Source organism: Methylotuvimicrobium sp. KM1 (assembly GCF_044788715.1).
In the GTDB taxonomy this organism is placed as follows: domain Bacteria; phylum Pseudomonadota; class Gammaproteobacteria; order Methylococcales; family Methylomonadaceae; genus Methylotuvimicrobium.
On the sequence record NZ_CP173170.1, the window covers coordinates 635364 to 656170 of the forward strand.

A 20807-nucleotide genomic window follows, 5' to 3' on the forward strand; every position below is an offset into this window, starting at 1 on the left:
ATTGCTTGTAATGATAAAATAAACAAATCGATCCATGACCGATATCAAAGACAAATCGCTACAAATCTATCTCGATGAATTGGCCAGCAAGGCGCCGACGCCCGGCGGCGGCAGCGCCGCAGCCCTGATGGGCGCGCAAGCGGCCGCGTTAGTCGGCATGGTGTGCAATCTGACGATAGGCAAGCCGAAATACGCCGAAGTCGAGGCGGAAATGGGCGTACTATTGGACAGGTCCAAAGCGTTACGCGAACGCTTAGCCGGCATGATCAAGGCCGACGTCGACGTCTTCGACCGATTGATGGCCTGTTACGGCATGCCGAAAGAGACCGAAGCACAAAAGGCGGTCCGTTCCGAAGCGATACAGGCCTTATTGAAAGAAGCGACCGAAGTGCCGCTTGAATGCGCCCGAGCTTGCTTCGAAGTGATCGAGCTGAGCCGAATCGCCGCCGAAAAAGGCAATATCGGCGTCATTAGCGACGCAGGCGTCGCGGTCATGTCTGCTTACGCCGGATTGAAAAGCGCGGCATTGAATGTCTATATCAATGTCGGTAGCTTGAAAGACAAGGAATTTGCCGAACGTAAGACTCTGGAACTCGAATCGATTTTGGAAGGCACCGAACAAGCAGTCGATGATGTTTATCGCATTGTAAAAGAAAGGCTATAGAAACAAGCCGAACACCGAGCGTTCGCCGTTATACACATCTCTTTGAGATAAGCTGTGCGTACCATGGCAGCCCCTCCAATATTAACCAAGCCCTCATGGTTTGATGTGGCTAGAAATTCGCTGCTTAACGGCATGAAGGTACGCGAAGCGGACAACAATTTATGTATACTCATCTTATACTCAAAAATTAGCTAACTTTATGAAGGTATGGGGTGTGGTTAGCGAGGATGTCGGCAGCAGGGAGCGCTGCCGTCAAGTCCCCATGGACGGGTTCACGGCGTTCCTCGATAGATACATCCCATACCTTTTATTCTTAGACGGTTTTTCAATCAAAAGGGAGTAGGTTGAATTACTTTTTGAGTTTATTGGTAAAGATTAAAAAAATCTATTGACGAAAGTCATGAGAGTCTTTATCATACGCAGCTCTTCACGGGTGGATAGTTAGACAAGATTCGAACTCATTCACGAAGGTCAATCGGGGTATAGCGCAGTTTGGTAGCGCGCCTGCTTTGGGAGCAGGATGTCGGGGGTTCGAATCCCTCTACCCCGACCATACTGCGCTTGTAGCTCAGCTGGATAGAGCATCGGCCTTCTAAGCCGAGGGTCGCAGGTTCGAGTCCTGCCAAGCGTGCCATCTCCTGTTGAAATACTTTTCTGTGGTGATCGTAGCTCAGTTGGTAGAGCCCCGGATTGTGATTCCGGTTGTCGCGGGTTCGAGCCCCGTCGTTCACCCCATCCAAATCAATCACTTAACTAATTTCAGTTTAACTTCATTCTTGGCTTGCAACGATTTTGCAACTTTCGCGTTGTTTGCATGCTCCGCCAAATGTTCCGTTGCTGAGTGCGCATAGCGTTGCACCATTTCGAAACTAGACCAGCCTCCCAGTTCTTTTAGCGCATGCATTGGCGTGCCGTTTTGTACATGCCAACTTGCCCAGGTGTGCCATCTGAAATTTTCTATTCCTGCCCGTTTTAATGCTTTTCGCCATGCCGCTTGTGCCCGCTTTGTCAATCGGTGCGCCGTAATAGGTAAACACGCGGATATGATGCCGTCCTATTTGCGATCTCAGTATAGAAACCGCTTCGTCATTCAGCGGCACGCCGATCGACTTGCCCGCTTTGGCCTGACCGGGATGAACCCAAGCGACTCGTCTTTGCAAATCGATTTGATTCCACTCCAGCAGCGTCACGTTGCATTCACGCAATCCAGTCGGCAAACTAAAACGTGCCATCGCTTCCAAATGCGGCGGCAATTCAAGTCGGCAAAGGCAACAAGCAACGCATAGCATACCTGAATACCGAGCCCCTACGAATCGTCAAACGATGGTTCAACGTCAGAAACCCACATCTCGATGCGAAAGGTTTTCTGTTTAACCCGATCAGTAAGGTCGGCACGATTCAAACTCGAAAACTGTCCACCCAAGCCGTTTACGCCATCATCCAGCAACGTGCGGATCAAGCTCAGATCGAACCAATTAGGCCGCATAACTTGATAAAAACCTTTGTCACACAACTGCTCGAAGCCAGTATCGATATCAATATCGCTCGGCAATTGGTCGGACATACAGATATTCAGACGACGGCTCGGTATGATTTGCGAGACGATAAGTTACAGAAAAGTGTAATTAAACTTCTTGTCTATTGAGTCAAGTTTTCGCTCAACCATTCCGGGAGTTATGCATTCTACTAGCACGATAGCTGAGTTACTGGTTAATCAGTGGCTACTCGTATTGTTGTAATGTTAAGGATATTGTATTGACAACATCATCATGTAGCGATTTTGGCTCAATCACCTCAATACGTTCGCCTTCACCCAATATCCACCAACGTAATTGCCAGGTATTTGCTAATTCTGCCTGCAGAATTTTATAGCCGGGCTTATCGTCTTCCATGATTACCTGGGATTTATGCAGCGGTGTTTCGGATAAGGTGGCCGCAAGATGATCAACAATTCTGGCCTTAAAGAAAATCGTTTCTCCAGAACCAAAATGTCCTTGTTTTTGAGCATAAACATTGAGATCGAAATCGTCATTCTGACGACTGGCCTCATCTAGCAATTGGGCTGAAATGATTCGGTGCAATGCATAGAGGTACGCATCTTCATAATCGTTAGCCATTGCCACGAGATACGTGATGGGGCCGCGTTGAATCAGACCCAAGGGATGTAATCGGTAGTTTTTTTCTTTGCCGATTTTATGATAAATCGATTGATAGCAAACCTGAATTTGTCTTTCCTTGAGCAACGCTTCATGCACTATGGACAACACAATGGAATCGATCGAGGGTGATAGCAGTGTTTGTGCGGGTTGAATCACAGTGATTTTTTCGGGCCAATGAGTTACTTGGCTTTTCTTGTGTAAATCCAGAGTTTGTTGTGCTTTCTGAAATAAATCATGCAAGGATTGAGTCAGTAACACCGGCAAGGACTGGCTCAAATAGCGCTCGACCATCACCAGTGACAAGGCTTCTGGCAGGGTTAAACCTGTTGCGGGTTCAACATCCGTTCCGATCCATCGGTATCCATGGGGTAAGCCATTGATGGGATTCCCGTAGCCTTTGCTGTTATCGTTGACTTCCAATTGTGGGTGTAGCGGTAGCAAGGCTTTTAAATCGCGACGGATATTGTGGATTTCTACCGCGTAACCCTGGGCTTTCAAATCCTGAACGATTTCTCTGCCAGTCACCCATCGCAAATTTTTGCCGCTGAGTCTGCGAATACTCTCCAAAACCAGATTTCGTCGTTGCAGTGTTGCCTGCGATTTTTGTTGGCTCATTCCCTTGCTTCCCGATGTAAAAAGCGTGTTATTGAATCAATGACAAAAACAATGAAGGGTTTAACCCTTACGCAAATTGTTAGGGTATGGCTATATAGTTCCAAACATTGGTATTCGTTAGTCTTTAACATTTTTTAAGGGATGCTTTTTAACGATATGAGGTGTGCCTTTGGATAGCCTTAACATAGAAAGTCAACTTGCATTAAACCATGCAGCCAATGCAGTGTTGAAATGGTGCACGATATCCAATGATCCTGAGATTGTAGACATTGATTTGGTCATGCACCAATTGAGTTTGGCCATTTCATGGATTCAGCGTGTTAATAACGGAAAAAGTCAGATTCAGAATCCAGCTGAGTTTTTGGCGCTGATGAAAAAGCCGATTTGCGAATGGCTGCCTCTCGATTTAGAAGAAAGATTAGTTGACGGATTTGGTGTGACAGCTTTTGCACAGGATTGGGTGGCAGAACATGGCAACGAATCCGAAGCAACACTCATTCAAGAGCAAATGCTGCAAGTCATGTCGAGGCTACGTTCACGTAAAAATGGTGATCAACTTTATAGCCGCTTTCGTGAAAACCTCATCTCATTCCCAGTTGTATCTATAGAAAAAGCCAGGGAAATATTGTTACCAACGGGTTTAAACCTTACTCAGGTTTTTGAAGACATCCCAAGTACCTGTCTTGATAAGAATTCAACTCATTATTTTCCTTGTCCGGTTTGTTATTGGCCGATGAAACGACATGAAAATAGAGTTCAATGCTCTGGAAGCAGATGCTTTTCACGAGGTGCCCAATTTAGTTTTGTCGAAGACCGATTGTCTCCACTTGGAGATTTGAAGGCTCCTACACCCAAATCCGCTGATGCAATGCTGAGGTTAAAACACGGTTTTTGGCGATACACGTTGTTACCCGGTTTAATTGAATTAGATTTGAAATCGCGTCTGGAACAGCTTGATGGTGTAAAAGTACGTTTATGGCCAAATTTGGATCAGTATGATTTGCTGGTCCAGATCAGTGAGAGGCAACTAATAATAGACGTTAAAGATTGGGTCAATACATTTGCTCTTGCAAAGGCAATCAATAACGACCTGAATACCGAAAACTTGATTTATGTCGTGCCGGATGATCGCCGAAATCAAGTAAAAATTCTGCAAGAAAACTGTTCGAGCCTCAAACATTTACAGTTTATGTCCGTGAGTCAATTACTGAAAGCAGTGAAACAAATCATTACTGAACAGGAGGCACCGTTTTGAACGAACAGCCACTTCACTTAGCCTTAGATGCACTGCTGCTATTGGGAAACAAACACCAGCCGGAAGTGAGAGTTGGTGATCTCGTTTTAATAGCTCATGGTCGTTTACATCGCTGGCGACAATGGGGTTATTTATCCGAATTGGAGCAAAATCGATATCTTTGGTTATTGAGATATTCGCATTTGAATGAAATTAATAAAACAAGGCTGATCAAATTACTGACTGAAAGAATCAAAGCAGAGAATTCACCTTTTGAATTTATTGGTCATAATGAATCAGACTTAACGCGACGCTATCGGGTATTACCCGGTAAAGATATTGAGCAACACGTCGATGAAATTATCAGTGATCTGAAAAATCTTCAAATAGCTAATCCCATTATTTTTAAAAAGCGACCTGGAAACCAATTCTGGGTTAGAAAGAGTTTTTCCGGTAAATCATTCAAAGTCCCCGTCAAACTGGTTCCGAATAGTATCGACGCAGTTAAAATCCAAAAAGCTTCCAGCCTAAAAAATCTATCGATCAGCTATGTTGAGTTAAGGGACCAAGCCGAGAATATTAGCCGACTGACCGGCCAGGATTTTTACAAAAAACGGATGCAAATATTCTTGGACGAACTTCGCTGCCGGAAGAACAACCAAAAAATCGAAGACTTGATCTTTACAGCGGGTGAGCTGCAGATGCTGGTGGCACCAACTGGTCGAGGGAAGTCAGTATTAAGTAGAGTCTTAGCGACATTGTTGGTGAAAAAAGGATTTACTGTGACGCTTGTTTTGCCTGTCATTAAAGATGTCATCCAAGAATACCGGCAGTGCTCGAAAATACTACAAAAACAGACGCCAGCTAAAGTAGCTAGTATGCTATTTTCTTCACGTTCATTGGGACGCATCATCATTGATTTGTTGCGTAATAGTTTAAGAGACCCCAATTCGAATGATGCTCAAAACATTTTAGAAACAGTGGGCTATCACTGCGCATTACAGGCTTATGCCGAAGAAGGAGATGAAGTACAATTCGGCGAAGAACCTTGTCGCCATAGCCGATTCGATTGCCCTTTCTTGGCGGGATGCCCCAAGTTTCGTCATCAAAAAGCGGCCTTAGGCGCCCAGTTGTTGATCATTAATCATCATGCTTTTTTGTCGGGTCGATTGTCTCTGCCTGTTCAGGACGAAGAGTCTACTCGAATCAATACTTTTTTTGACCTAGTTGTCAAACGTTCTCATTTCGTGATTGTGGATGAAATCGATCAGCTGCAACAGGTACTTATCGACCAGCAGGTTGGTCAGATTCCTTTGACGAAAGACAAAGGTCCGACCATAGCCAATAAGGTTTATCGAGATCTGACGGATAATGGCACGAGTGTTAACAATTATGATGTGATTGACCCTCTAATAGAATTAGACCGGTTACCTTTGTTACTACGCGATGCCTTGATCAATCATCGAGTTAAATGGCCAACCAATTATGGTATTGGAACTGTTTTACCAGCTGCTTTGGAACAAAAAATCAGTCATAACTTTAAAAAATACCTACCTGAATCTGAATACTCAAACATCGACAAACTCATTGATCGTAAAAGTAGTGAACCGTTGTGGGATGAACTAAACCTATCTTTAAATCAATGGCTAACCTCTAACGGCCTAACCGAAACAAGTGAAGCAGAGCGAAAACTTAGTGTTATACAATCATTAGAAAAACTCGCCCCGAAAATTGCTGTCGAAAAACGTAATAAGCTCGCCAGCTTGCTTATTCTTCATCGAGTTCTATTTCATTTACAAAATTTGTTACAGGATGTTACCTATAGCTTTGGCAAAACCGATCTAAAAGAATCTCAAGAAGCCACTCAGTTTTATGCTCAGCTTATTGGTTACCGTCCTTGGTGTACATCCTATATGGGGCCGTTTGGACGGAGACATTACGGATTCCATGTGGCGAGCAAAGAACAACACAGGCAATTAAATGTGCAGTCATTATGCGGTGACCCGCATCTACTGATCTCGGAAATAGGGAATTTAATAAGCCGTGGTTATGGTGGTGGGGCTCGTATCGTTCTAGGACTTTCGGCAACAGCCTACTTTCCTGGAGCTTCCGCGAGTGATGTCAAAGGATCGGTTCGTTACTATCAGCCGGACGATACTACCGATTTGAAATTGGCATTAAGGTTGATTAAATCTTCTGATTCGGACGAAATGATCCGGATATCCGGAATGGGCGGGCATAACAAAAAAGAGCTACAAACCAGATTGCTGACAAAAGGTTTATGGGAACAATATTTATCTGTTGATATTGAACAACTTAAACAAAAACACCCTGATAGAGCTCGGGTGCTTTTAGTTACCAATAGTGGACGAGAGGCACGTTGGTCGGCCAATGCTTTATCGCAAGTCATGGGCGAAAAGCATGCGCTACGGCGCGTACGTTACCTGCAGAATGCCGATGATAAAGCGGAAAAGAACAATGGTATGGCTATTAGCCGAGAAGATTTAACCAATTTTGCCTATGGTGAAGCCGATATATTGATTGCCCCTTTTTTAAGTATTTGTCGGGGCCATAATATTCTTCAACCGGGTTCAGACAAATCTGCTATCGCATCAATTTATGTGCTAGTCAGACCTGTACCAACATTGGACTCACCGGGAATAGCTTTGGCGCATGTTAATTATTCACTGTTGAATGTTTGTACACCTGAAATGCAGCCACTGGAAACATTGGAATGGGAGCAGCGCCATGCTTATGCTCGGCTTAATGGCTTTTATGAACGTATAGGACCGTTTAAGTCGCTACCGGAAGATTTGAGAATGGAATGCTTTTGTAACGTATTGGTAGAGATGCTACAGCTTGCCGGACGAGGACGGCGTGGCGAAACTCCTATCGATGTATTCCTCGTAGATAGTGCTTTTGCAGACAGCAAAGCTGGATGGCGAGAATTGGCTCAAACCGCGTTATCGACCTGGCAGACACAAGGAAAAATGGAAGAAATGACACGTATACATGGTGCATTGATACATGCATTGGAAAATTTTCAACGCTGATTGACAATTTTTAACGGAATTACTATGAGGACGGACCATGAATTTTGACCTAAAAACAACTTCATTCATTTTGCCTTTGGAAAGTTACGGTGCTGTCTATGGCTACCAAGTTTCTAATGATTTTGTAAGGCGTTGGCAAGAACTGAATGAAATATTTCGAAAAAACAAATCGTATCTACCGTTTGGATCTTTAGCGACTGCCTTACGTTGGCATTTGGGATGTTTCATTCGTTTAGACCCTTATCAGGATATGTTTAAATCTGGGCAGCAGCTATTTTTAGTCGCCAGTAAGCAAGTGCCCAAGGACGCATTGGCAACTTGCTTGGATTTCTGGGAAGACGAAATTGACCGGCAATGTGACACTCCGGTTTTAGGCTCGTTAGTCAGGGAGGGAGCATTGACAGAATGCGCTTTGGATATTGGCGCGAACATTCAAACAAGAAAAAAAGCGTGCCCTACAGCGCTGGGATGGGTATGGGAGGCCAGTAAATGGCGTGTAGCAGAACGTCTTGTTCAGCAAGATCTGAAGGTCGATACCGATACGCCGCTTAAGTTCGTTTTAGACAGCCAGGCCAGTTTAGTTTGTTGGGACAGGCCGCTGGGCAATCAAACCGGGAAAGTCCAAGGTTATGGCATGCATGTCATAACTCCACGTTTGATAACGGTACCAGGTTTTGAATTGCCGGCCATTCATCTCAATAGCAGTATCAGTCGCTTGGCTACGCAGTGGAAAGATTCAAAAAAATATTCGCTTAAACATGCCTGGTTTCAAGTTTCCCAAGATAAACCTTTATTAAACATTTCAATTGGTTCAACCAAAAAAGAAGAAAAATGGCTCAAGGTTTGGAGCGATTTGTCGGTTCTCTTGCTCAACCGAATCGGATATACCGATATTTCTGAACCGGAAGGCTATGATCTTGCCAACTTACAACCAGTGAGAGCGCGCTATGAGAAAACACCGGTAAATTTCCCCATTGGCAAAGGTGTCGGCTTACCTTTCCATCATTATGTCGCAGCACACGCCCATTCAATTTTGAACGAAGCCAAACCCATCAATTTACAAAAAGAAGCTCCAAAACAATTACCCGTACAAGAATTACCCGCCCAAAAACCGGATGCAACTCATTGGCAATCGATTATTCAGGATGCAGGAGGTAATCAGCTGCAAATTATTTGCTTATATTCATCTCATATCGTCCGAAAACGATTGCAGGATGAATTACAACAATTGTTGATGGGTGTAACAGAAGCCCCTATCGAAGTCGAAGATGGTAATTGGTTTCGGGCGGGTCCTTTGAAAATCTTATTCGTTTCGCCGGAAGACAATCAACAATTTTTGTTGTCCACTAATCCGGAAGATGCCATCTTTTCATGGATACAACAAGCAATAGAGGGCATCGAACTATCTGAAAATGAATTATCCGGATTTATTGTCGAAACATGTGAAAACGACAGACTAGAAAACAGTCCGAAAAATTATGCCGACCCCAAGCCGTTGATTAGGCGCTTGTTAGCTAAGCATGGTCATGTCAGCCAGTTTGTCAGAGCAAGCACTTTACGCCAGCAAGATGGCAAAGGCGTTTGCCATGGCGCTAAGCGCGCAATCCACGATTTACTTAGAATGACCGGTTGTTATTTGCTTCCTTTCGAAAAAAGTCCAGATCCTTCCAAAGACTGCTGGTACATCGGACATTTCATTCGCAAGTCAAGTAAAGATAAAAATCAGTTTCATATTGCCATAACGGCTTGTAAGGCGGGTTCTCATCAATCGTTGATGTTGAGCCCGGCAGGAAACTGGGAAATCATGCCCAGAGGCATATCAAGTTATATATCCGCACAAGATCGCCCAAAACAAAAAGCCGATGCTTGTCAATTCATCAATCATGGTTTGAATGTTTTCATAAACCGTTTTCCCAATGCGAGATTTATTTTATTAATGGACGGACGCGCATCCGGATCGTTATGGTCACGATTGTATGATACACAATCAGAAGAAAAAGGTATTTTGCCGGACATATCAAGCGATGAGCGAGTGTCAACTATCCGTATTCGAAACGACTCCGGCATTCTTCCTCGACCAGCCGGCACAATTGATTTCAATAGGCCACTCGATGAAAAAGGGGAATTAAATCCGGGAGGTTCAAAAGGAATATTTAGTCACATTGATTCCGACTACCACGGCGCTTACTACTGTACACAACCATCCGCAATCCTAGATAACGATCGTGCAAGGAAAAAAACTCGATTTGCTGATCAACCACGCAATTTACAAAATGATCGCCAGGCTCAGACAGTGACAGAAATCGTTGTGTTAAACAAAGGGCCTTTTGCGGAAAAAGAACTCGTCACTACGGTTTCCAAGCTATGCTTTCAAAATTTAACCTGGGTTGATAAACAAAAAACATCTCTTCCATCGCCGTTACATTTAGCCCAAGCTTATGTCACCAATGCTTTAGGGGATATCGTTTAATATTAGACAAAAAAGGAAAAAAACCTTATCAGCCAAGTTGGCTAATACCATTAACAGAACTTTGCCCGCGCTTAAATAAGGGTGACAAGTTCATTAATTGCATATTACTGAACCGTATCAGCATAGTCTTTACTGATTACCCCATAGCAAAAATAGCCTCGCAGCAAGGTCATTTTTTGAGGATTATTAAATAGCTATAGATTAGTTCTAACAGCCATCTTGTTCTATAATTTCTTTCCTAAAACAGATAAAGATAACAACAAACAGGGACGGCTCCGCAGTGACCACTCACCAACAATTTGCTTCAGGCCTTCGCATAGAGGCCCGTGATGCCGAATGGCGAATCAAACGGGTCGATTATTCTTCCGATGGCGGCTACTTGCTGACTTGCGAAGGGTTATCCGAAATTATTCGAGGCAAGGAAACGCTGTTTCTTACCGAGCAAGAAGCGCTAGGCGCCGGAATTCGCATTCTCGATCCGGAAACCACTCAGCTGGTTGACGACTTAACTCCGAATTTTCGTGCCAGCTTGCTGTACCTGGATACCCTGTTGCGCAAAACACCGCCGACCGACGAGTTTATTCACATCGCGCAACGCGCTGCGATGGACCAACTGCCTTTCCAGCTCGATCCCGCCCTCCAAGCTTTAAGCCAACCTCGACAACGAATTTTGATCGCTGACTCGGTCGGTCTGGGTAAGACACTGGAAGCAGGCATTTTGGTGAGTGAGCTGATTGCAAGAGGGCGTGGCAAACGCATACTGGTATTGGCGGTAAAATCCATGCTGGCTCAGTTTCAGCAAGAATTTTGGAATCGCTTCTCCATTCCCTTGGTCAGGCTCGATTCTGTCGGTTTACAGCGTGTGCGAAACCGGATTCCCGCCAATCACAACCCCTTCCATTACTTTGATCGCTCGATCATTTCGATCGATACGCTTAAACAGGACATCGAATACCGGCACCATCTGGAAAAGGCCTATTGGGACATCATCATTATCGACGAAGCGCACAACGTCGCGGAACGTAACGCTAATTCTCAACGTGCAAAATTAGCCAAACTGCTGGCTACCCGTTCAGACACCCTGATCATGTTGTCTGCGACGCCGCACGACGGTAAAGCGACCAGCTTTGCCAGCTTGATGAACATGCTCGATCCCACGGCCATTGCCAACCCCAAAGACTATTCGCAAGAGGATTTTCGCAACAAAGGTTTGGTGATCCGACGCTTCAAAAAAGACGTGCGCGAACAACTCAAGCAAAATTTTCCGGAACGCGAAATCGACACCGTTCGTACGCCAGCCAGCTTTGTCGAAGAAGCGGCGTATGACCAACTCTGTGCCGCCAAATTTTATACGTTGGACGGACATGGCGCTGGACAACTCTTTCGTACCGTATTGGAAAAAGCGTTGTTCTCAAGCCCTGCGGCGTGCTTGTCCACAATCGAAAATCGCCTGAAACGCTTAAAGAGCCGGACATCGAATGACGAGATAGTCGCCGACATCAGCACGTTGGAAGGGTTACGCTTAGCCATTCAAGCCATCAAACCCGATCAATTCAGCAAATATCAACGCCTGGTAGCCCTACTAAAACCAGATGGCTCGAGCAGCTTGGGTTGGAGCCCTAAACAAGCGGATGATCGACTGGTCATTTTCACCGAAAGTCTGATTACCCTCAATTTTCTACAAAAACACTTACCCGATGATTTGGGTCTTAAATCCAAACAAGTCGCGGTCCTGCGCGGCGACATGCGCGACAAAGACTTGATGGATGCCGTTGAGCAATTCAACAAACTGGATAGCCCGATACGCATGCTGCTGTGCTCTGATGTGGCATCGGAAGGTATCAACCTGCATCACCTTTCACATCGGATGATCCATTTTGATATTCCCTGGTCGTTAATGGTGTTCCAACAACGTAACGGTCGTATCGATCGTTACGGTCAGCAACGCCGGCCGCAAATTCGCTACTTATTGACCGAGTCCGACAATACAAAAGTTCGAGGCGACTCCCGCGTCCTGGATATTCTGATCGAAAAAGACGCGCAAGCCGGCAAGAACATTGGCGACCCTTCCGAATTCATGGGCAAGTTCAATCCGGAGGAAGAAGAAGCCATCGTTGCTGCGGTCATCGAACGCGACAAGAAAGACGATGACGACATTTCGGACATCTTTGCCGATTTGCTGAATGGCACAGATACCGCCACTGATCTATTAGCGCAATTCACACCCGAAACGCCGCCCAGTCACAGTTTTGAGCAAGCATTGAAAAAAAGCCCGCGACTGTTTGAGCAGGACCTTCACTATGCTGAACAAGCCTTACGCTGGCTGCGCGAAAGCGGTGTCGATCTGCAAGCCGACATCGAAGGCGATTTAATGCGACTCACCGCGCCGAACGACCTGGTGCAACGCTTGCGTTACCTGCCCAGTGAAGTCCGCCCCGATAACGACCGTTTTATTCTGTCCAATAACAAACAGCGCATCTACGACGAACTGAAACGCTGCCGTGAAGAAGATAGCCCCTGGCCCGACATTCAATATCTTTGGGAGCAACATCCGGTCATGGAATGGTTGGCCGACAGAGCCTTAAATGCCTTTGGTCGGCACACAGCCCCGGTTTTGCGTCTCAACACCTTATCGGCACAACAACAGTTCGTTTTGATCTACGGCGGGTTTCCCAATAAACGCGGTCATATTCTGGTACATGACTGGCTGGCGGTTGAATTTAACAATCAAACCGTCCTCGGCATCAAATCGCTCGAAGCATTCCTGGAACAGTTGCAACTTCAACCCGGTAAACTGGCCAATCGCGGCGCAGTGGGCGACACTGCATCATTACAAAAACTGCTACCCTTAGCTATTCCATCCGCTAAAAAGGCATTACAAAAACTTAGGCTAAGCAAGCAATCCAATCTCAGCGAACGCCTGCTTACACAATTGGATCAAATGAACGCCTTAAAACGTCGCCACGTTGAACAGTTGGAAATCGACTTCGGTGACAGTGCTCAGCCCGAGGCCATCAAAAAACACCGCATCGACGATAGGCGTTCTCATATCGAGCGGGTTTTTCAAGATCATCTGGACTGGTTGCAAAATACTCAAACTACCGAAGAAGAGCCGTTTATACAGGTTGCTGCGGTCTTTACCGGTACGATTGCCTGAAATGACTAGTCATCCTGGATGTTGACGTATATATTAAGGATGTACATTTAAATTATCAGTGGAGAGTGCTATGCAAACCGCTCGAATTTTTACTAACGGCAATAGCCAAGCGGTGAGACTACCGAAGGATTTTCGGTTTGATGAAGATGAAGTCGTCATCAAAAAGCTAGGCGACATCGTCGTGCTTTTGCCCAAGCGCTATCGGGCGGAAAGCCTGCTGGCCATGCTGCAGGAAATTGGCCCAATGGATATTGAGCGTCAACAGCCAGCCGAACTTCAAGAGCGGGACTTTGAATGAGTTTTTATTTGCTGGATACCAATATCTGCATCTTCCTGCTCAACCAGCGTGGCGGCTTTGAAAACATCATCCAACGCATGGACGGCATGAGTCGTGAAGACATCGGTATTTCGGCCATTACTGTAGCGGAACTGGACTATGGTATCGCGGCCAGCAAAAAGCAAAGTGATAACGCCAAGCGCCTGGAGCGGTTTTTACTCGATTTCGAAGTGATCGACTTTAACCGCGCATCGGCCGCCGCTTACGGTCCACTCCGATCGAATTTGCAGTCGCAAGGCATGCCGATTGGTCCGATGGATTTTTTGATTGCGGCTCACGCCTTGGCATTAAACGCAATTCTGGTCACTAACAATACGCGCGAATTCGAACGAGTTCCCGGTCTTCGGCTGGAAGATTGGACCCTACCCAGATAAACCCACTCAAGGATAAGCAGCACCGTGAACTGGATCGGCATCAGCAACGAAAACGAGTTTTACAGCCAGCATTACTTGTCGGAAATTTTTTCCGGCGATGTGCGCGGCGTCCTGGAAACCTGGGGCGAACAGGAAGCTCAAGCCCGCGAAACAGCACGCGCCCATAATCAAAAAGAACCGGAGTATCGCGCGCCCTATGCCCGGCTAAATAGCATTTGGCGGGAAGCCCTCAACCAACTCGACAGCCTGCAACGCCCACAGCCACCCAGAGAACGGGTTGTCAAAGGCCGTGCGGTCATCCGCCAATTGTTACAAATTTTCGATTTGCCGTATCAACCCACCCGGCAACCACTCAGCGGCAATGACGATTGGGAATTGCCTTTGATCGGTGAATTGCGCACTCCGCAGGATGAGCCCTTGTTATGGGTGCTGGAAGCCCAATCCCTGGATGAAGGCGACGAGTTCGACGCCGACCCGTTAAGCCTGCGTCTGCATGCTGCCCAGCTCACCAGTCTCAGCAATGTCCCGGTCGCTAAAGCAATCACAGCCGCTGACGCTCCGGATTGGCAAAAGCTGTTGTCCAGCGCCGTCTTTACCCAAGCACGCCCGCCACGCTGGGTGCTGCTGGTCAGCCCTTATCAATGGCTGTTGCTGGACCGCGCCAAATTTGCCCAACACCGCTTGTTGCGGTTTGATTGGCAAGAATTGTTCAGCCGCCGCGAAACCGATACCCTCAAAGCTGTTTCGGTACTGCTGCACAAACAATCGCTGCTCGACGCCCAAGGCCAAAGCCTGCTCGACACTCTGGATGAAAACGCCCACAAACATGCCTACGGCGTTTCGGAAGATTTGAAATACGCCCTGCGCGAATGTATCGAACTGCTAGGTAACGAAGCCGCACAGCAACTGATCGAACAGGCCCGTAGCGATAAAAAAGGCATTTTCACCGGTAAGGATGCGCTCGACCCGTCGGACCTGTCCCTGCAATGCCTGCGCTATATGTATCGCTTGCTGTTCTTGTTTTACATCGAAGCAAGACCAGAATTGGGATACATTCCGGTAGATGAAAACAACAAACCACTAGAAGTTTATCTAAAAGGCTATTCCCTCGAATTCCTTCGTGATTTGGAGCTAATTCCGCTGACTAGCGAAGCTGAACGTAGTGGTCTCTACCTGCATCACTCGATACAAACCCTGTTTCGACTGGTCAGCGAAGGCACTGCCGATTCGCACACCCATAACCTGTTCGGTTCCACCCAATCCGGCCGCGATGCCTTCCAAATGGCGGCCTTGAAGTCCCATTTGTTTGATCCCAGCCGCACCGCGTTATTGGCTAAAGTCCAATTCCCCAACCACATTCTGCAACGCATCATTCAACTGATGTCGCTCAGCCGCCCGGCCAAGGGCAAGCGCCGGCGGGGACGCATTTCCTACGCCCAGCTCGGCATCAACCAATTGGGCGCGGTGTACGAGGCCTTATTGTCCTATCGCGGTTTCTTTGCTCAGGACGATTTATACGAAGTCAAAAAAGCCGACCCTTCGACTTCGCGCAGGACAAGTTCTGAACCGGACATGCTCGACACCGGCTATTTCGTTACCCGCGAAGCCCTAGACGATTACGCCGACAACGAACGGGTCTATGACCGTAACGAGCGTGGCGAAAAAACGTTGCGCCTGCATAAAAAAGGCAGCTTTATCTACCGACTGGCAGGTCGCGACCGGCAAAAATCCGCGTCCTACTACACGCCGGAAGTATTGACCCGCAGCCTGGTCAAATATGCCCTCAAAGAACTGTTCAAAGAGCAACTTGATCCATTGCCGGATGATCGCGCTCGCGCCGAAAAACTGCTGACCTTGAAAATCTGCGAGCCGGCCATGGGCTCGGCGGCGTTCTTGAACGAAGCCATCAACCAACTCGCGGAAAAATACCTGGAGCTGATGCAATCGGCGCTGAACGAACGCATTCCGCAGCACCAGTACAAAGACGAATTGCAACAGGTCAAAATGTATCTGGCCGACAACTGCGTGTTCGGTATCGACTTGAACCCTGTGGCCGTCGAACTGGCTGAAGTCTCGCTGTGGCTCAACGCCTTGTCCAAAGACCGCTTCGTGCCCTGGTTTGGTTTGCAACTGTATTGCGGCAATTCACTTGTAGGTGCTCGGCGCGAGGTGTTCAACAGCGACCAACTCAACCGTAAATCCGGCGACACCGCCTGCTGGCTCAATCAAGCGCCCAAAGCTGTGCCCATGGCCACGCCCCGCCAAGCCGGACAAATCTGGCATTTTCTGTTGCCGGATAAAGGCATGGTCAACTACAGCGATAAGGAAGTCAAAGCCCTGTACCCGGATCAAATCAAAGCCATCAACACCTGGCGTAAAATCTTTACTCAGCCGTTCAATAAAACCGAATGTGAGCGACTGGAAAAACTCAGCACCAAGTTGGAAGAGCTTTGGCATGAACACGCCGACTCGCTGGCAAGACAACGCAAACGCACTACCGATCCGTATCAGATTTACGGCTACCAACAAACCGGCAATCGCACCCCGCTGAATTTCAAGGATCAAGTCTTAGCGCAGGAACTGGAAGCCAAAGGCCTAGAAAACACCAGCGCCTACCGCCGACTGAAACTGGTGATGGATTACTGGTGCGCCTTATGGTTTTGGCCGATTCACGCCGCCGACGATCTGCCCAGCCGCGAAGAATGGCTGTTTGATTTGGAAACCCTGTTGCTCGGCGACACCGTACCAGTGGGGCCGAGCGGCGAACAAATAGATATCTTTGGCAATCAACCCCGACAAGAAGCTATCCCTTTTGTCACTCGCTTCGGCGTCGTCAACTTAAACAAACTATTCAAAGCCTCGCCGCGCTTGAAACGCGCCGACGACATCGCCCAGCAACGGCGGTTTTTTCATTGGCATTTAGCCTTTGCCGACCTTTTTCTCCACTCGCCCTCCGGGAGAGGGGCTGGGGGTGAGGGCGGCGGTTTTGATTTGTTTTTGGGGAATCCGCCTTGGCTGAAAGTGGAGTGGAACAGCGGCGCAGTGTTGGGCGATTTTGAGCCGCGCTTTGTGTTGAAAAGTTACAGTGCCAAGCAGATGGCGGATTTGCGGGAGGAAACCTTTCATCGTGTGCCGGAATTGGAAGCTGCTTGGCGCTCGGAGTTTGAGGAGTCGGAGGGCACGCAGAATTTTCTCAATGCGGTTGGCAATTATCCTAGCCTTGCTGGCCAAAAAGCTAATTTGTATAAATGTTTTTTGCCGAGGGCTTGGGCGAATGGATCGGCGAAAGGCGTCAGTGGGTTTTTGCATCCTGAAGGGGGTTATGATGATCCTAATGGTGGAGGCTTTCGTCGCGCCATGTATCCGCGTTTAAGAGCGCATTTTCAATTTCATAACGAATTGGACCTATTTGCTGAAGTCCATCATGCCACGATATATAGCATCAATATTTATGGCCCTGAATCGGTTAAACCCGGTTTCAAACATATAGCCAATCTCTTCACGCCACAAACCATCGATGTCTGCTTTACTCATGACGGCAACGGCTTAGTTCCTGGTATCAAAGAAGAAATCGAAGATGCTAATGGAAAATTGAAAACTCGCTGGAATACCCAAGGCCATCGCGACCGCATCATTTCAGTGGGTGAGCATGAACTGGCATTATTTGCACAACTTTATGATGAAGCCGGAACCCCGCCACTGGAAGCCCGCTTACCCGCCCTGCATGCCCAACAGTTATTGGGTGTATTGGAAAAGTTTTCAACTCAGCCCAAAAGATTCGGTGACTTACAAAGCAATTGTTACTCGACGCAACATTGGAACGAAACAACTTCACAACATGACGGCACCATTCGCCGCGAAACCCGTTTCCCCAAAGATGCCACCGAATGGGTGTTATCCGGCCCGCATTTTTTTGTTGGCACACCATTTTATAAAACGCCCCGAGCCGAATGCAGTCTAAACAGTCATTACGACGTACTGGATTTGGAAAACCTGCCAGATAATTATTTACCGCGTACTAATTATGTACCGGCATGTCCATTGGACGAATATAGGGCGCGTACAACTAGGGTATCCTGGTCCGAACCAAGCGAAATTGGCCCTATGTTACCAAATCGCGTAACTCGGTATTATCGGTTTGTTAATCGTGAAATGGTCGGTTCTTCGTCAGAAAGAACTTTAACTACCTCAATTATTCCTACAGGTACTGCCCATGTTCATACTTGCCTCACAACAACTTTTCATCAATATACTGACTTGATTGATTTTTTTTCAGCCAGTTTATCTCTAGCATTGGATTTTAGAGTTAAAAGCACCGGTGTGGGTCATGTTAATAAATCGTTACTGAATCAGTTACCGATAATTTCTAACGAGAAGTATCAATTTAATATACACGTACGTGCCCTAGTCTTAGTTTGTTTGACAAATCACTATTCTGAACTTTGGCAATCATGCTTTAAATCGGAATTTCAGCAACAGCGCTGGTCTATTTCAACTGGCAGTAAACACCCCGGCTATCGAGTTCTATCTGCCGATTTTTTCGCCAAACTTACCCCCGAATGGCAACGCAACTGCGCCCTGCGTACCGACTACGCCCGCCGCCAAGCCCTATTGGAAATAGATGTACTGGTCGCCCAATCCTTGGGCATGACCCTGGACGAACTGCTCACCATCTACCGCGTGCAGTTCCCTGTAATGCGCCAATACGAAGCCGACACCTGGTACGATCAAAACGGCCGCATCGTCTTCACCCCCAGCAAAGGCCTGGTCGGCATCGGCCTGCCGCGCAAAGCCCGTAAATCCGACCTCAACGAAGGCATCCGCTACGGCATCCACAGCGACGATCGCAACGAACAAGCCATCGCTCTCGGCTGGGAAGACATCGCCGACATGCAATCCGGCCAAGTCACCAAAACCTTCCTGGACGACACCCTCCCCGGCGGTCCCACAGAACGCACCATCACTTACACGCCCCCCTTCTTCAAACCCAACCGCGAAGAAGACTATAGAATTGCTTGGGTATTTTTCTCTAACGATCAGCTTTCGGAGATGAACTAATGGCTTCATTTATGTTAATGGAACCCACCAATCAAAGTTTCCAGGAGCTCATCGGCAACGGTATTAAGTACCAAGTGCCACGGTTTCAGCGTGACTATGCTTGGGACAGACAGCAATGGGAAGATTTATGGGCAGATATAGAAACGATTGCCGATGAACAGTTTCACTATATGGGATATATCGTGCTACAACGCAAAGGGCAATACGATTTTGAAGTAATCGATGGTCAACAAAGATTAATTACCTTGTCGCTGCTAATTCTTGCCGCGATGAAAAATATTCAGAATTTGATCAATAAAAACCAAGAAGTTGATGACAATACCCAGCGATTGAACGTTTTGAAGCAGCGCTACATTGGCTCAACCAATCCCATATCCTTGAAAGTCGATAGCAAACTCTCCCTGAATCGAAATAATAGCGCTAATTTCAAATCTATCTGCGCAAACCTCGATGCACCTAATCGACGTGGACAAACGCATACCAATAAATTAATCAATAGATGCTTTAAGTTTTTTCAAGAAAAGAAATTTGGCGGTAGCGGCCAGGAAATTGCTGAATTTATCGAGCGCGTTGCTTCAGGGATGATCTTTACCAAAATTGTCGTTCAAGATGATTTAAATGCTTATAAAGTCTTCGAAACATTGAATGCACGCGGCGTACAACTATCCACACCGGATCTATTGAAAAACTATATTTTTTCCATCGTCACCAAAAATAATAATGTGCCGGATGAGGAACTCAATGAGCTCGACGAAACTTGGTCGGAAATTGTTTCTCAGTTAGGGGAAAGTAATTTTACCGACTTCATTCGCTACCATCATAATTTTCAGGCCAGTTTATCGCAAAAAAAAGAGCTATTTTCTTCGGTTAGAAAATTGGCCAATACGCCAGAGAAAGCCTATGCCTATTTACGCTCTTTAGGCAACTATGCGCCGGTTTATGCTTCGTTATTGAATCCGGAAGATGAATGGTGGGCTAGTCAAGACCAAGATTACCGTTCCGCTAAAAAATACCTGGAAGGCTTTGCTTTATTCAATATCAAGCAACCCTTTACCATTTTAATGAGCGCTTTTTTTAAATTTACCGCCGATGAATTTATCAAACTTGTCAAATACTTATATGTATTATCCATTCGTTATAATGTTGTTTGTCATTTCTCGCCGAATGAACAGGAAAGTGCTTACAACCAATTGGCGATAAAGATTGATAAGCAAGAATTCACCCGCGCTAGTCATATCAAGAACAGTGAACTATTTAAGAAACTGTATCCCAGCGATGAGGCATTTTTTAATGCGTTTGAATTTCACAAAATGCCAAGCCGGCGAAGTGAAAAGAAAATACGCTTCCTGTTGGCAGAAATAGAAACTTATCTCGGGCATAACACCAACTACAGTAAAACCACCTTGGAACACATTTGCCCCTATAACGCCGATGAACAGTGGGATAGCTATTTCGGCGAAGGGGTTAATGATATTCAGGACCGCTTGGGTAATGTCATTTTATTAGATAAAGATCAACTGGGCCGATCGAGCTTTGCCGATAAAAAATTAGCCTATATCAATTCTCGCTATCCTTTGGCGGAAAAAGTTGCCTCCTACGATCAGTGGAATTTGCAAAGTTTAAATGACTACCAATCTTGGCTTGCTAAACAAGCCGTAGAAACCTGGCGAGTTTCCTACGAATAAT

General features: G+C 46.5%; 11 protein-coding genes, 3 tRNA genes and 1 pseudogene. 13 read left to right on the plus strand and 2 right to left on the minus strand.

Going from position 1 to position 20807, the window contains the following annotated elements; all coding sequences use genetic code 11:
• Positions 1 to 34: 34 nt before the first annotated feature.
• From fchA to ACINK7_RS02890, 4 genes are all read left to right on the plus strand, one after another.
• Positions 35 to 664, plus strand: coding sequence for a methenyltetrahydrofolate cyclohydrolase (fchA, locus tag ACINK7_RS02875; RefSeq protein WP_404359790.1), 630 nt, complete (start codon positions 35 to 37; stop codon positions 662 to 664).
• A 476-nt stretch (positions 665 to 1140) separates the two neighbouring features.
• Positions 1141 to 1217, plus strand: a tRNA-Pro gene (locus ACINK7_RS02880).
• Positions 1218 to 1221: 4 nt separating this feature from the next.
• Positions 1222 to 1298 (plus strand) — tRNA-Arg (locus ACINK7_RS02885).
• 25 nt (positions 1299 to 1323) lie between these two features.
• Positions 1324 to 1399: transfer RNA gene (locus tag ACINK7_RS02890), tRNA-His, on the plus strand.
• Positions 1400 to 1409: 10 nt separating this feature from the next.
• Here the strand turns inward: ACINK7_RS02890 and ACINK7_RS02895 are convergent.
• A pseudogene (locus tag ACINK7_RS02895) lies at positions 1410 to 1953 on the minus strand (site-specific integrase).
• Here ACINK7_RS02895 and ACINK7_RS02900 point away from each other — a divergent pair.
• Positions 1890 to 2309 carry a tyrosine-type recombinase/integrase gene (locus ACINK7_RS02900; RefSeq protein WP_404359792.1) on the plus strand — a complete coding sequence of 140 codons (420 nt, stop codon included), beginning with the start codon at positions 1890 to 1892 and terminating at the stop codon, positions 2307 to 2309. The pseudogene ACINK7_RS02895 and the gene ACINK7_RS02900 sit on opposite strands and share 64 nt — an antisense overlap.
• Positions 2310 to 2385: 76 nt before the next feature.
• Here the strand turns inward: ACINK7_RS02900 and ACINK7_RS02905 are convergent, their stop codons facing one another.
• Positions 2386 to 3438, minus strand: coding sequence for a helix-turn-helix transcriptional regulator (locus ACINK7_RS02905; protein ID WP_404359793.1), 1053 nt, complete (start codon positions 3436 to 3438; stop codon positions 2386 to 2388).
• A 169-nt stretch (positions 3439 to 3607) separates the two neighbouring features.
• Between ACINK7_RS02905 and ACINK7_RS02910 the strand changes: the two genes are divergently transcribed.
• The 8 genes from ACINK7_RS02910 (at position 3608) to ACINK7_RS02945 (ending at position 20806) form a co-directional block, all read left to right on the plus strand.
• The gene (locus ACINK7_RS02910) at positions 3608 to 4693 is read left to right on the plus strand and encodes a hypothetical protein (RefSeq protein ID WP_404359794.1); all 1086 of its coding nucleotides are present in this window, start codon (positions 3608 to 3610) and stop codon (positions 4691 to 4693) included.
• Positions 4690 to 7725: a hypothetical protein gene (locus ACINK7_RS02915; RefSeq protein WP_404359795.1), complete on the plus strand. Its 3036-nt coding sequence runs from the start codon at positions 4690 to 4692 to the stop codon at positions 7723 to 7725. The genes ACINK7_RS02910 and ACINK7_RS02915 overlap by 4 nt, the downstream gene beginning before the upstream one ends.
• Positions 7726 to 7762: 37 nt before the next feature.
• The gene (locus tag ACINK7_RS02920; protein WP_404359796.1) at positions 7763 to 10195 is read left to right on the plus strand and encodes a pPIWI_RE module domain-containing protein; all 2433 of its coding nucleotides are present in this window, start codon (positions 7763 to 7765) and stop codon (positions 10193 to 10195) included.
• A gap of 280 nt (positions 10196 to 10475) precedes the next feature.
• On the plus strand, positions 10476 to 13352 hold the full coding sequence (locus tag ACINK7_RS02925) for a DEAD/DEAH box helicase (protein WP_404359797.1): 2877 nt from the start codon (positions 10476 to 10478) through the stop codon (positions 13350 to 13352).
• A gap of 70 nt (positions 13353 to 13422) precedes the next feature.
• The gene (locus ACINK7_RS02930; RefSeq protein WP_404359798.1) at positions 13423 to 13650 is read left to right on the plus strand and encodes an antitoxin; all 228 of its coding nucleotides are present in this window, start codon (positions 13423 to 13425) and stop codon (positions 13648 to 13650) included.
• Positions 13647 to 14063: a type II toxin-antitoxin system VapC family toxin gene (locus ACINK7_RS02935; RefSeq protein ID WP_404359799.1), complete on the plus strand. Its 417-nt coding sequence runs from the start codon at positions 13647 to 13649 to the stop codon at positions 14061 to 14063. The genes ACINK7_RS02930 and ACINK7_RS02935 overlap by 4 nt, the downstream gene beginning before the upstream one ends.
• Before the next feature lie 24 nt (positions 14064 to 14087).
• On the plus strand, positions 14088 to 19121 hold the full coding sequence (locus ACINK7_RS02940) for a hypothetical protein (protein WP_404359801.1): 5034 nt from the start codon (positions 14088 to 14090) through the stop codon (positions 19119 to 19121).
• A complete protein-coding gene (locus ACINK7_RS02945; protein WP_404359803.1) occupies positions 19121 to 20806 on the plus strand; it encodes a DUF262 domain-containing protein in 1686 nt (561 codons plus the stop codon). The genes ACINK7_RS02940 and ACINK7_RS02945 overlap by 1 nt, the downstream gene beginning before the upstream one ends.
• Position 20807 lies beyond the last annotated feature (1 nt).

Coding starts and splice junctions, on each gene's coding strand:
- fchA (WP_404359790.1), top strand. CDS start 35: ATGACCGATATCAAAGACAAATCGCTACAAATCTATCTCGATGAATTG.
- ACINK7_RS02905 (WP_404359793.1), bottom strand. CDS start 3,438: ATGAGCCAACAAAAATCGCAGGCAACACTGCAACGACGAAATCTGGTT.
- ACINK7_RS02920 (WP_404359796.1), top strand. CDS start 7,763: ATGAATTTTGACCTAAAAACAACTTCATTCATTTTGCCTTTGGAAAGT.
- ACINK7_RS02930 (WP_404359798.1), top strand. CDS start 13,423: ATGCAAACCGCTCGAATTTTTACTAACGGCAATAGCCAAGCGGTGAGA.
- ACINK7_RS02935 (WP_404359799.1), top strand. CDS start 13,647: ATGAGTTTTTATTTGCTGGATACCAATATCTGCATCTTCCTGCTCAAC.
- ACINK7_RS02945 (WP_404359803.1), top strand. CDS start 19,121: ATGGCTTCATTTATGTTAATGGAACCCACCAATCAAAGTTTCCAGGAG.